At 69.3% G+C, this 12,457-nt stretch carries 13 protein-coding genes; 9 read left to right on the top strand and 4 right to left on the bottom strand.

What is annotated here, in order from left to right; genetic code table 11:
* The first annotated feature begins 68 nt into the window (after nt 1–68).
* The 3 genes from AC3EO7_RS28270 to AC3EO7_RS28280 are packed head-to-tail and all read left to right on the top strand — an operon-like array spanning nt 69 to nt 2,388.
* Entirely contained in the window at nt 69–821 is a 753-nt protein-coding gene (locus AC3EO7_RS28270) for a LamB/YcsF family protein (protein WP_431971441.1), read from the top strand.
* 14 nt (nt 822–835) lie between these two features.
* On the top strand, nt 836–1,534 hold the full coding sequence (locus AC3EO7_RS28275; RefSeq protein ID WP_431971440.1) for a 5-oxoprolinase subunit B family protein: 699 nt from the start codon (nt 836–838) through the stop codon (nt 1,532–1,534).
* Nucleotides 1,531–2,388: a 5-oxoprolinase subunit C family protein gene (locus AC3EO7_RS28280; protein WP_431971439.1), complete on the top strand. Its 858-nt coding sequence runs from the start codon at nt 1,531–1,533 to the stop codon at nt 2,386–2,388. Before AC3EO7_RS28275 ends, AC3EO7_RS28280 begins: the two co-directional genes overlap by 4 nt.
* Here the strand turns inward: AC3EO7_RS28280 and AC3EO7_RS28285 are convergent, their stop codons facing one another.
* Nucleotides 2,389–4,056 carry a glycoside hydrolase family 183 protein gene (locus AC3EO7_RS28285; RefSeq protein WP_435592884.1) on the bottom strand — a complete coding sequence of 556 codons (1,668 nt, stop codon included), beginning with the start codon at nt 4,054–4,056 and terminating at the stop codon, nt 2,389–2,391.
* A gap of 134 nt (nt 4,057–4,190) precedes the next feature.
* Here AC3EO7_RS28285 and AC3EO7_RS28290 point away from each other — a divergent pair, with 134 nt between their 5' ends.
* Nucleotides 4,191–4,841 carry a hypothetical protein gene (locus AC3EO7_RS28290; RefSeq protein WP_435592885.1) on the top strand — a complete coding sequence of 217 codons (651 nt, stop codon included), beginning with the start codon at nt 4,191–4,193 and terminating at the stop codon, nt 4,839–4,841.
* Nucleotides 4,842–4,860: 19 nt separating this feature from the next.
* Here AC3EO7_RS28290 and AC3EO7_RS28295 read toward each other — a convergent pair whose 3' ends face one another.
* On the bottom strand, nt 4,861–6,210 hold the full coding sequence (locus AC3EO7_RS28295) for an MFS transporter (RefSeq protein ID WP_435592886.1): 1,350 nt from the start codon (nt 6,208–6,210) through the stop codon (nt 4,861–4,863).
* 51 nt (nt 6,211–6,261) lie between these two features.
* Nucleotides 6,262–6,723, bottom strand: coding sequence for an NUDIX domain-containing protein (locus AC3EO7_RS28300; protein ID WP_068060766.1), 462 nt, complete (start codon nt 6,721–6,723; stop codon nt 6,262–6,264).
* A gap of 263 nt (nt 6,724–6,986) precedes the next feature.
* On the opposite strand from AC3EO7_RS28300, the gene AC3EO7_RS28305 reads away from it, so the two are divergent.
* Nucleotides 6,987–7,775 (top strand): pirin family protein, encoded by a 789-nt coding sequence (locus AC3EO7_RS28305; RefSeq protein ID WP_435592887.1) that lies wholly within the window; start codon nt 6,987–6,989, stop codon nt 7,773–7,775.
* Nucleotides 7,776–7,912: 137 nt separating this feature from the next.
* On the top strand, nt 7,913–8,407 hold the full coding sequence (locus AC3EO7_RS28310) for a DUF4190 domain-containing protein (protein WP_431971434.1): 495 nt from the start codon (nt 7,913–7,915) through the stop codon (nt 8,405–8,407).
* 6 nt (nt 8,408–8,413) lie between these two features.
* On the opposite strand, the gene AC3EO7_RS28315 is transcribed toward AC3EO7_RS28310, so the two are convergent.
* The gene (locus AC3EO7_RS28315; protein WP_435592888.1) at nt 8,414–8,956 is read right to left on the bottom strand and encodes a hypothetical protein; all 543 of its coding nucleotides are present in this window, start codon (nt 8,954–8,956) and stop codon (nt 8,414–8,416) included.
* Between the two features lie 129 nt (nt 8,957–9,085).
* Here AC3EO7_RS28315 and AC3EO7_RS28320 point away from each other — a divergent pair, with 129 nt between their 5' ends.
* The 3 genes from AC3EO7_RS28320 (at nt 9,086) to AC3EO7_RS28330 (ending at nt 12,453) form a co-directional block, all read left to right on the top strand.
* Complete coding sequence (locus tag AC3EO7_RS28320; protein WP_431971432.1) at nt 9,086–9,937, top strand: Scr1 family TA system antitoxin-like transcriptional regulator; 852 nt, start codon at nt 9,086–9,088, stop codon at nt 9,935–9,937.
* A gap of 10 nt (nt 9,938–9,947) precedes the next feature.
* Nucleotides 9,948–10,325, top strand: coding sequence for a DUF397 domain-containing protein (locus tag AC3EO7_RS28325; protein ID WP_435592889.1), 378 nt, complete (start codon nt 9,948–9,950; stop codon nt 10,323–10,325).
* Nucleotides 10,326–10,434: 109 nt separating this feature from the next.
* Complete coding sequence (locus AC3EO7_RS28330; protein WP_435592890.1) at nt 10,435–12,453, top strand: M13 family metallopeptidase; 2,019 nt, start codon at nt 10,435–10,437, stop codon at nt 12,451–12,453.
* The last annotated feature ends 4 nt before the right edge of the window (nt 12,454–12,457 follow it).

Here is a 12,457-nt window from a genome sequence, read left to right on the forward strand (position 1 = left end):
TTGGCCGGTGCGGCGCGCGAGGACGACAATGTCGGGGCACGCGCAGGATCGACGGCGGGAGGACACCGATGGCGCTGGATCTCAACAGCGATCTCGGCGAGGGCTTCGGCCCGTGGACGATGGGCGACGACGCGGCGATGCTCGACATCGTGACCAGCGCCAACATCGCCTGCGGCTTCCACGCGGGCGATCCGTCGATCATGCGCGCCACCTGCGCGACGGCGGTGCGCAAGGGGGTGCGGATCGGCGCGCACGTCGGGTACCGCGATCTGGTCGGATTCGGCAGGCGCGCGATCGCCGTCGCGCCCGCCGAGCTGCGCGACGAGGTGCTGTATCAGATCGGGGCGCTGGATGCCTTCGCCAAGACGGCGGGCGATCGGGTCCGCTACGTGAAGCCGCACGGCGCGCTCTACCACGCCGCCGCGGCGGATCGGGAGCTGGCCGAGGCGCTGCTCACGGCGTTGGCCGACTACGACGCCGAGCTCGCGCTGCTCGGCCCGGCCGGGACGGAGCTGGAGACGGCCGCCGCCGAAGCGAAGATCCGATTCGTCGGCGAGGGCTTCGCCGATCGCGCCTACACCCCGTCCGGCTCGCTCGCCCCGCGCGGACAGCCCGGCGCGGTATTGCACGCCGACGAGGCCGTGGCACAGGCGATGTCGATCGCGGCGTCGCGCACCGCGCGCACGATCGAGGGCGGTGCGGTCGCGGTCACCGCGGCCAGCCTGTGCGTGCACGGCGACACTCCCGCCGCGGTGGAGATGGCGCGCCGGATTCGCGCGTCGCTCGCCGAGTCGGGTGTGCCGGTCGAGCCGTTCGCGTAAACCGGAGCGATGCGATGAGAAATCCCAGCGCCGCTCTGCGGGATCGAAAATCGCCCTGGCAGCAGTACATTCGTGCCGCTGGGGATCGAGCATTGCTGGTCACGCCGAGCGAGCCCGCCCTGGCTGCCAGGTTGGCGGACGGGCTACGCGACAGCGCACCCGAGGGCGTCCAGGACGTGCTGCCCGCCGCCGAGACCGTGCTGGTGACCCTGGTATCCGCCGATGACGCCGAATCGGTGCGCCGCGAGATCTGCGCACTGCTGGAAGACGCCCAGCACGAGCCTGATTCGCCGGATGTTTCCCGTGAAACACTGCCGCACAACGATTCTCCCGAGCCGATCGTCATTCCGGTGCGCTATGACGGAGCGGATCTGGCCGGCGTCGCCGAACTGCTCGGCATGACCGAGGACGAGGTGATCGCCGCGCACACCGGCACGGTGTGGCGCTGCGCGTTCGTCGGATTCGCACCGGGCTTCGGCTACCTGGAGTCCCCCGACGGCCGTTTGAGCGTCCCGCGCAGGGACTCGGCTCGCACGTCGATACCCGCGGGCGCCGTCGCGCTCGCGGGCGGCTACTCGGCGGTGTATCCGCGCAGCACACCGGGCGGCTGGCAGTTGATCGGCCGCACCGAGCTGCCGATGTGGGATGTCGACCGCGATCCGCCCGCGCTGATCCGCGCGGGCGGTCTGGTCCGTTTCGAGGTGGCCGGATGATGTTCGTCGAGTGGGTCGGTCCGCTGGCCACCATCCAGGATCTGGGCCGCCCGGGTTGGTTCGATTCCGGCGTCGGACCTTCGGGCGCGGCCGATCGCGCGTCGTTGCGCCTGGCGAATCGGCTGGTCGGGAATCCGGAGGGCGCCGCGGCGATCGAGGTGCTGCTCGGCGGCCTGGTGTTGCGCGCCGAACGGCACCACACCGTCGCCGTCACCGGCGCGCCCGCCCAGGCGGTGCTCGACGGTACCCCGGTCGGTCATGCCAGCGTGCTGGAAATCGAAGAGGGACAGTCCCTTCGGCTCGACTTCGCGCCGAACGGGCTGCGCAGTTACGTCGCGGTGCGCGGCGGCATCGACGTCGCGCCGGTGCTCGGATCACGCAGCCGCGACACCCTGTCCGGCATCGGGCCGGAACCGCTGCGCGCGGGCGTTCGCCTGCCGATCGGGCCGGTGCCGCGCGAGCTGCCGCTCGTCGATGTCGCGCCCGTCGCCGGTCCGTCCGGCGGGCTCGTCACGGTGCGCGCGTTGCTCGGCCCGCGCGACGACTGGTTCGACGACGCCGCAGCGCTTTTCGCGGGCGAGTGGGCGGTGTCCCCCGACACCGACCGGGTGGGCGCCCGCATCGGCCGCGTCAGCGGACCGCCGTTGCGGCGGCGGATCACCGGCGAATTGCGTACCGAGGGCATGGCGCTCGGCTCGGTGCAGGTGCCGCCGAGCGGTCAGCCGGTGATCTTCCTCGCCGATCACCCGATCACCGGCGGCTATCCGGTGATCGCGGTGGTACTCGACGCCGACGTCGACGCGGTGGCCCAGGCCAGGCCGGGTCAGCGACTGCGCTTCCTGCGGGTCAGCTGATCACTTCGGCACGCTCATGTCGGCGCGCATCAGATACACGTTGTAGGTGTCCCAGGCCGAGATGGTGAAGTACAGGTCCCGTCCCGACGACCACGGGTGGATGAAGCCGCCGTAGGCCTTCGGGTAGTCCGAGGTGTACGCCAGCGGCACCGATTCGGTCCAGATACCCTGCGGCGCAGCGGCTTCGCGCAGCACGATGGCGCCCTGCGCCGAATCCAGGTACACCATCTGCCATGTGCCCGCGGCCGCGTCGTAGCGCACCGACACCTCGCTCGCTATGCCGAGAAACAGTGGCGTCGCGTGGTTTTCGATGACCGGCGCCCAGCTGCCGTGCACCCAGTACTGGTAGGCGGTCTTGTTCAGCACCTGATTCTTCGGCACCCTGGCCAACCCGACCATGCCGACCCGCCCGTTGGGCGTGCCGAACATGTACACGTAGTCGCCCTGCGGGACCATCGCGGTGACCTGGAACTGGCCGATGCCGAAGAGGTTGTCCCACTTGGCGTACTGATCCTTGGTCCAGGTGCTGCCGTTGTCGTCGGACCAGGCGATGCCGCCGTAGTTGGTCCGCCACAGACCGGGGATACGGCTCCACCTGTTCACCGACATGTAGCTCAGGTACTGGCGCTGCCCGATCGCGAACCCCGAGGTCGGGATCACGGTGGTCTCCCAGTTCTTGATCTTGCGGCTGCTCAGGATCTCGGCCGCGTGGCAGCGGGTGTCCTGCACCATGGTGTCGATGGTCAGGCCGTCGGACAGGTCGCGGTCGGTGCTGTAGGCGAGCACGTTGCTGCGCCAGTCCGGGCCGCCCGCGCCGCCGGTGACCCAGCCCTCGCCGAAGGTGTCGCCGAAGACCACGGCGACCTCGCCGGGCTTGGTTTCCCACATCAGGCCCAGGTCGGTGCCGTCGACCTGCCAGCGCATGTCGGTGCGGTTGTCCGAGCCGTGCCCGGTGACCTGGCCGACCAGTTCGACCTCGTGGACCAACGGCTTGCCGACGCTTTCGGCCACCGGCCCCGGTTCGATCGGATGCACGACCAGCGGCGGCGGATCCTGGGGCTTCTCGCCGGGACCGCCCGGCACGGGAACGGGGATCGGCTCGATCTCCGGGCGGAACTCGATGCGCGGCAACTGGATTCCGCCGTTGCCCGAGCCGGTGCCGCTGCCCGTGCCTGAACTTCCTGTGCCGGAGCTGCCTGTGTCCGCACTGCCCGTATCCGCACTGCCCGTGCCGGAACCGCTGCCGCTGCCCGAGCTCGATCCGGTGCCGGGGGCGGGCGCCTCGGGCGTCTCCGGGTCCGAAGCCGCTGTCTCCGGTTTCGGCGTGTCGCGGATGTCGGGACACGGGTTCCGGCACGGATCCTCGGGCAGCGGCTCGGGAACGATGCGGGTGGTGTCCTGCGGCGGGTCCGGCACCGGCACCGGGGTGATCTCCGGGATCGGCACGGGAATGTCGATCTGCGGCGGCAGCACGATCGGCGGTGCCGGCGGCAGGCTCGGGTCGGGCTCGCGGGCAAGCGGATCGAATCCCGTCTCGCCGCACAGATTCACCGGCGGAGGCGCCCACGGATGCGGAGCGGCCTGCGCGGGCGCGGGGACCGTCAGCACTCCGGCGAGCAGTACCCCGAAGAGCGCTGGGGATTCCAGCTTCCGCGGCAGCGCTCCCATATCTGTTGACTCCCTGGTCGAATCGGTCGCAGCTCGATCAACTTACCGGAACGGACGTGCTCCGGCCGGGCGCCGTGCGGCGCCGATCGCGATCGCGATGGAACCGTATTCGGGCTGGTCGCGTCCAAGCAGATATGAACGACATCGAGTACGGCTTCGGGACGGGCGACGGCACCGTCCACGTCTGGTCGTCACCGGCCGATCTCGACCTGGCAGGCACCGGCACCACCGACGCCATCCAGCTGGATTTCGACGGCGACGGCCTGGTCGACGACGCGATGTGGGATTCGCACGGCACCGGCATCGCCGACGTGACCGCGCTGGATCTCGACGACGACGGCGTGCTCGACCACTTCTATACCGATCCCACCGGCCTCGGCACCTGGAATCACCAGGTCACCGGCTCGGCCGCCGACGCGTCCAGCGAACCGCTCGACTGGATCGTGCGCACCGGCCCCGAGCCCCTCGCCGCCCCGCAGTACGGTGCGGCCCCCACCGTCACCGAAGCCCTCGCCGACTACCCGATCCACCCGGAACCGATGGCGCACGCAGGCGCCGTGCACCAGGTTCCCCCGTGGGACCACCCGGCGTCGCCGCGAGACCTGCCGCCCGCCCCGAATCATCCCGAGCCGCAGCATCATTCGATGCTCGGATCGGAGTATCCGATGTGGTCCGACCGCCAGGCCCGCCCCGGCGACCCGCCGCTGCCGACCGAGACCGCGCCGATGGGCGAACCGCCCGCGCAGGCACCCGACCTGTTCGAGGATTCGCACTCGCGCTGGTGATCCGCGAGCGCCCGCCGTTCTAACGCGCGATCGTCCGCCGCCTGCTGTTCAGCGCGATCGCGAGAATCCCCAGTCCATACCCGACCGCGCCCGCCACGACCACCGGCAGTGAACGCCCGTCGTCGGGGATCAGCACGGCGGCGAGTGCGATGGCCGAGACGAACGCGATGTTGAAGACGGTGTCTTGCAGGGCGAACACCTGTCCGCGTCGCGCGTCGTCGATATCTATCTGCATGGTGGCGTCGCCGGTGAGTTTGATCGTCTGCCCGGCCAGCCCGAACAGGAAGGCGCCCGCCAGCAGCAGATGATGCGCGCGCTCGGCCGCCGCGCCCGCCTCGGCCACGGCGATGGGCGTCACCAGGGTCAACTGCACGACCATCGCCGCCACCAGCCCGGTGACCACCGTGCGCGATCGGCCCAACCGCGGGATCACCAGCGGCGCGACGACGGCGGCGACCAGCATGCCCGCGGCCGTCGCGGCGATCGCCACACCGAACCCGATCAGCCCGCTGCTCAGCCCGGAACCCTCGGGCACATGCCGCAACACCAGGACCATGATCAGCGTGTTGGCCCCGAACACCACGCGGTGCGTGCCGATGCCGATCATCGCCGTGGTCACCGAGACCGACTGCCACACCGCCATCGCGCCGGTGCGCAACCCGGTGATGATCGCGTGCGCGGTCCCTTCCCGGACCTCGCTGCCGTCCTCCGGGCCGAGCACGCCGGACCGGAAGCCCGCCGCGAGGAGCGCGCCGAGCACCGAACCGGCCGCGCTGATCGCGACGGCGACGGCCGACCCGAAATCGCCCGCCCCGATCACCCCGATGACGGCCACCGCGATGGCCGCGCCCGCGGCCGCGCACCCCGAGGCCACCGTGGCGAGCACCGAATTCATCGGCACCAGCCACTGCTGGGCGAGCACCTTCGGCAGCGCCGCCGAGACGCCCGCCATCACGAACCTGCTGATGCCGATCACGGCCAGCGCGAGCAGCAGCACCGGTGGCTCGGCGACCCCCGCGACCAGGCACACGCTCGTCACGCCGATCAGCACGCCACGCAGCACATTCGCCACCAGCAGCACCGCGCGCCGATCCCAGCGGTCGAGCAACGCGCCCGCGTAGGGCCCGATCACCGAATACGGCAGCAGCAGGACGGCGAAGCCGGCGGCGATGGCCAGCGGATCGGTCTCGCGCTCGGGATTGAACAGGATCGCGCCGGACAACGCCGCCTGGAACATCCCGTCACCGAACTGTCCGGCGAAGCGCACGATGGCCAAGCGCACCACGCCGGGACTCTCGCGCAGCGCCGTGCGCAGCCGAACGCGCGGCGCGTCGGCGAGCGGGCTGTCTTCTTGGCGACCGATCGACACCGCCCTGATTGTGCCCTCTCGACCGAGCACGGGCGGAGGTACGTCCCTCAGTCAGCCCCAGCTGACCAGGGAACTGACGGCCGCGCGCATATCCGGCGCCATCGGCAGCTCGTCGAGTGCGCCCGCGTCTATCCAGGCGAAGGCGTCGTGTTCGCCCGGCGCCAGCGCCACCTCGCCGGGCTCCACCTCGACCAGGAAGCTGAACTTGCGCACCCTCGGTTTGGTGCGGGTGGCGTAGTCGATGCCGCCGAGGAACTCGGTGATGCTGCGCACCCGCAGCCCGGTCTCCTCGAACAATTCGCGCGCCACGCACTCGGCGAAGGTCTCCCCCGATTCCACGCCGCCGCCGGGCAGTTCGTACATGCCGCCGTGGTAGTCGTCGGGCACCCGCCGGACCACGAGGAGCTTCCGGTCGCGGAACACGGCGACACCGACCACGAAGTCGCTGATGCCGTCGCGGCGCGCCTCGGAGCGGAGCTGCCGCTCGATGCGATCGAGCGCCTCCCGTCGCATTTCGGCTCTCACCTCCGGTTCCGTTGGGGCGCATCATGTTACGAACCCGGTGCCGTCGGGAGAGGGCTCCGTCGCCGGTTACCCTACGTGTCCTGTTCTCGCGTCGCCGCACCGGTCGGTACTGGTTGCCTGCCGTTCACCCGCTGGTCGCTCGCGTAAAATGCCGAGTGCAGGACAATTTACTAGGAATCAGGAGTACGTCGACCTCGAGTGCTCCTACCCTGAAAGGTGATCGGTGCACGGTCGGAGAGAGGAGGACCCAGATGTCCACACTCACGACGCCCCACATCGATGTCCACCGTGGCGGCGACCGCATGAAAACGCGGGTGTCCTGGTTGGATTCGAAGCATTCGTTCTCCTTCGGTGAGCACTACGACCCGGAGAACACCCACCACGGCCTGCTGCTGGTGAACAACGAGGACATCGTGCTGCCCGGGCAGGGTTTCGACACCCACCCGCACCGGGACATGGAGATCGTCACCTGGGTCCTCGGCGGCAGCTTGGTGCACCAGGATTCGCTCGGGCACAGCGGCGTCATCTACCCGGGCCTGGCCCAGCGGATGAGCGCGGGCACCGGCATCCTGCATTCGGAGAAGAACGACTCCTGGCGGCTGGACAACAGTGCCGAGCACCAGGAGCCCGTGCATTTCGTACAGATGTGGGTGGTGCCCGACGAGCCCGGCCTCACCCCCGGCTACGAGCAGCTGGAGATCGACGACGAGCTGGCGGGCGGCGGCCTGGTCACCGTGGCCTCGGGCCTGCCGCGCTACCGCGATCGCACCGCCATCGCGATCAACAGCAGCCATTCCGCGCTGCACGTGGCCCGCATGGCCGATGCGGAGCCCGACGCCGCGCCGCAGGTGATCGACCTGCCGGACGCGCTGTACCTGCATCTTTTCGTCGCCCGCGGCGAGGTGGAGATGGAGGGCGTCGGACCGCTGTACGAAGGCGACGCGGTGCGCCTGACGCGCAGCGGCGGCCAGCGCATCACCGCGCACGGCCCGGCGGAGGTCTTGGTCTGGGAGATGCACGCGCGACTCGGCGGACAATGAGCGGTCCCTCGTTCGGTATGTCCGATTAACATCCGAATGTACGGAGCGCGATCAGTAGGCGACCGCCGCGCAGCGCCCCAGCAGAACCCGCGAGACCCGCAGCGAGTTCCCCAGCGGCACCGACTGAGAGGAAGTCCATGTCGCAATATCCCCCGCCCGGACAGTACCCTCCGCCGCCGCCCGGACAGTATCCGCCGCCCGGCGGGTATCCCCCGCCCGGACAGGGCGGCTACTGGCAGGAATCGCCGAAGGGCAAGGGGCTCGCCATCACCGCGCTGGTGCTCGGCATCCTGGCGTTGCTCAGCTTCTGGACCATCCTCGGCGGCGCCGTGTTCGGCCTGTTCGGCCTGATCTTCGGCATCATCGCCTTCGCCAAGGCCAGGAGGGGCACCGCGGGCGGGACCGGAATGGCCGTCACCGGTTCGATCTTGAGCGTGCTCGCCCTGATCGGCACGGTCCTGATCGCCATCGTCGGCTGGAGCTTCTTCGTCGATTCCGGCGGCAAGGATCTGCTCGACTGCCTGGACAAGGCCGGCAACGATCAGGCCAAGATCGACGAGTGCGAGCGGAAGTGGAACCAGAACATCGAGGATCGCTTCAGCGTCACGCTGACGCCGCGGCCGACGCCATAGGCGAGCTCATTCGTGCTTGGACGGGATCGTCACCGCCCTGGTAGCGGCGATCACCTCCGGTAGCTCCGGCCGGTAGTCCCGGTTCGGCCGCGCGACCCAGGTGCGGTAGCCGGTGTGTTCGTCGGCGGGCGATGGCAGCACGATTCGGCTGCCGGGCAAGGCGACCGCGGCGCAGACCCGGAAAAGGTCGGCGAAGAGCGCCATGTCCAGGTAGGAGTTGTCGGTCGGACCGGTCAGGAACGTCCAGCGCCCTGAACGCGGATGCGCGATGATCGGTCCGCCTTGTCGTCCGCCGGTGGTGAGCAACCCGCGCACCTTCGTGCCGAGGGAGGCGGGCATGACGACCGCGCCGACGGCCCCGACCTCGAGCATGATGCGACCGAGCGCCGGGTCGACGACGGCGTACAGCCCGTTGTCCTTGCGGTAGTGGCGGCAGCGGGCGAAGGCGTCCTGGTTGGCCGTGTACTCCTGAGCGGCCGCATGCGATGGCGAGGCGTCCGGCGATCCGAGTGGACCGTGACTGCCTGATTCAATGCGGAACGTGCTCATGACGAACCTCGCCTCGATACGGAGTGAACGTGACGGGTGAATCGGCCGTTGGTGTCGACCCTAGCCCTGCGCAACTGGGTTGACAATAGTCACACGCTGGCGTGTTGCCGAGGCGTAGCATCCCGTGCTATGGCACCCGTCTCGCCCACTGTCGCGCGTTGGGAGCTGGTGCTGCGCCTTCGCGAGTTGCGTGAGCAGCGTGGCTTCGATTCCGCCACCTTCGCCAAGCTGGTCGGCTTCACCCCGGCGAACTGGTCGCACGTGGAGAAGGGCAGGCGCGTACTCACCGGCAACACCATCGGTCCCGTGCTCGAACTGCTCGAGGTGACCGCCGAGGAGAGCACCGAACTGCTCACCCTGCTCGACGCCAGCAAACAGCGCGGCTGGTGGGCGAAGTCCTCCGCGCTGATCGGCCCGGAACTCCAGCGGCTGTACGGAATGGAGCACGGCGCGCAGAGCATCCGCAGTTACGACAGCCTGATCGTGCCGGGTTTGCTACAGACCGAGGCCTATGCCCGCGCACTCATCAGCGCCGACGTGATGATCCGTCCCGTGCAGGTGGAAGAGCTGGTGTCCATCCGCATGCGTCGCCAGGAACGGTTGCGCGGTCCGGACCGCGTCGAGCTCACCGCCGTCATCGGCGAAGCCGCGCTGTTGCAGCAGACCGGCGGCCCGGCCGTGCTGCACGGCCAGCTCGAACACCTGGCCAAACTGATCGAAGAACTGGACAGTGTCGAGGTGCGCGTCATCCCGTTCGCCGCGACCGCGGGCGCCACTCTCGGCGGTTGCAGCTTCCATCTGATCGACTTCGTCGGAGTGCAGCTGCCCACCTTCGGCTGGGCCGAGAGCGCGGTGTTCGGCGGTGCGGTCGACGACCCCGATCTGGTGCGCGATCTGAGCTTCGCCTACCTGCGCGCGTTGGAGCAATCGCTGACCCGTGACGAATCATTGGCCCTGATCAGACGGTACGCGCTCGGGTAAAATCCTGCCCATGGCCACCACCGCTAGCCCCCAGCCGGGCTCCACCGGCTGGTTCACGTCGAGCCGATCGAACAACGGCAACCAATGCGTCGAGGTCCGGTTCGATGGTGATGCGGTGCTCATCCGTGACAGCAAATACCGCCGCAACCCGGCCAACCGCCCCGCCGAAGAGCCCATCATCACCGTCACCGCGAGCGCATGGACTTCGTTCCTGACCTTGCTCAACAGTGGACGGGCGCACACCGACCTGATCGTCCACACCGCCGCGGACGGCGCCACCACGCTCCGCCACGGCGACGTCACCCTCACTTACACCCCCGAAGAGTGGGAAGCCTTCCTCGCCGGCGTGCACGACGGCGAGTTCGACAGCATCATCCTGCCCGCCTGATCGCCAGCCCCCGGTCGCCGCGCGACCGGGGGTTCACTCTGCGTGAACGGGCCGCGTCCGCGGCGGTTATCGCCTCGCGCGCTCGCGCCGGATCGGCATACTGGACATCGTGACTTCCGAACCGATCAGCCCCTCCGGCCTCGACCTGTCCCATCTCGACGACTCCGTCCGGGTGCAGGACGACCTGTTCGTGCATGTCAACGGCAAATGGCTGGACCACTATCGGATACCGGCCGACCGCGCGGTCGACGGCGCCTTCCGCGCGCTGTACGACCAGGCCGAGCTGGACGTCAAGGCCATCATCCAGAACGCCGCGGCCGAGGCGGCCGAGCCGGGCACCGACGCACGCAAGATCGGCGACCTGTACTCGAGCTTCATGGACACCGAGACCGTCGCCGCCGCCGGGCTCGCGCCGATCTCCGCCGAACTCGCGGCCGTGCACGAGGTCGCCGATCGCAGCGCCTTCGCCGCGCTGCTCGGGCGGCTCCAGCGCACCGGCATCGGCGGCGCGGTCGGCGTCTACGTCGACACCGACGACAAGGACTCCAGCCGCTACCTGGTGCACGCGGGCCAGTCCGGCATCGGCCTGCCCGACGAGTCCTACTACCGCCAGGACGAATTCGCCGAGATCCGCGCGAAGTACATCGCGCACATCGGCCGCATGTTCGCGCTGGCCGCGGCCGATCCGCGCATCGCCGCGCTGCTGCCGGAAGACCTGGACTCGATCGGGCAGCGGGTGTTCGAGCTCGAGCGCAAGCTGGCCGCGGGCCACTGGGACGTGGTCCGCCGCCGCGACGCCGAACTGAGCTACAACCTCACCACATTCGACGCGCTGGTCGCCGAGAACCCCGAATTCGACTGGGCCGCGTGGACTTCGGCCCTCGCCGAAGGCGCGGGCAAGTCGGCCGACGAGCTGTTCGCCGAAGTGGTGGTGCGTCAGCCCTCGTACCTGCGCGCCTTCGCGCAGACCTGGGCCGAGGAAGATCCGGCCGACTGGCGGGCCTGGGCCGCGTGGCGCGTCCTGCGTTCGCGCGCGGCGTATCTCACCGACGAGGTGGTCGAGGAGAACTTCGACTTCTACGGCCGCACGCTCACCGGCGCCCAGGAGAACCGGGAGCGCTGGAAGCGCGGCGTCTCCCTGGTGCAGGAACTGCTCGGCGAATCGGTCGGCAAACTGTATGTGGCCGAGCACTTTCCGCCGGAGGCGAAGGCTCGGATGGTCGAGCTGGTCGCCAATCTCCAGGAGGCGTACCGTCGCAACATCTCCGAGCTGGAGTGGATGGGGCCGGACACCAGGAAGGCGGCGCTGGCAAAGCTGGAGAAGTTCACCCCGAAGATCGGCTACCCGGAGCGCTGGCGCGATTACTCCGCCGTGGTGATCGATCCCGCCGACCTGGTCGGCAACTACCGCAGCGGGTACTCGGCCGAGCACGATCGCGATCTGAAGAAGCTCGGCGGGCCGGTCGATCGCGACGAATGGTTCATGACCCCGCAGACGGTGAACGCCTACTACAACCCGGGCATGAACGAGATCGTCTTCCCCGCCGCGATTCTGCAGCCGCCGTTCTTCGACATGAACGCCGACGACGCGGCCAACTACGGCGGCATCGGCGCGGTGATCGGCCACGAGATCGGCCACGGCTTCGACGATCAGGGCGCCAAGTACGACGGCGACGGCAACATGATCGACTGGTGGACCGATGCCGACCGCGCCGAATTCGCCAAGCGCACCAAGGCTTTGATCGATCAGTACAGCGTGCTCTCCCCGAAGGACCTGGCCGACGAGCACACCGTCAACGGCGAATTCACCATCGGCGAGAACATCGGCGATCTCGGCGGCCTCTCCATCGCCTTGGAGGCGTACAAGATCTCGCTGAGCGGCGCCGAGCCCCCGGTCATCGACGGGCTCACCGGTTTGCAGCGCGTCTTCTACGGCTGGGCCCAGGTCTGGCGCACCAAGGCTCGCTCCGAGGAGGCCATCCGCCGCCTCGCCGTCGACCCCCACTCCCCGCCCGAATTCCGCTGCAACGCCGTCGTCCGCAACATCGACAGCTTCCACGAAGCCTTCGACGTCAACCCCGGCGACGCCCTCTACCTGGAACCCGCCGAACGCGTGAAAATCTGGTAGTCCT

The sequence above is a fragment of the Nocardia sp. bgisy118 genome (assembly GCF_057708605.1).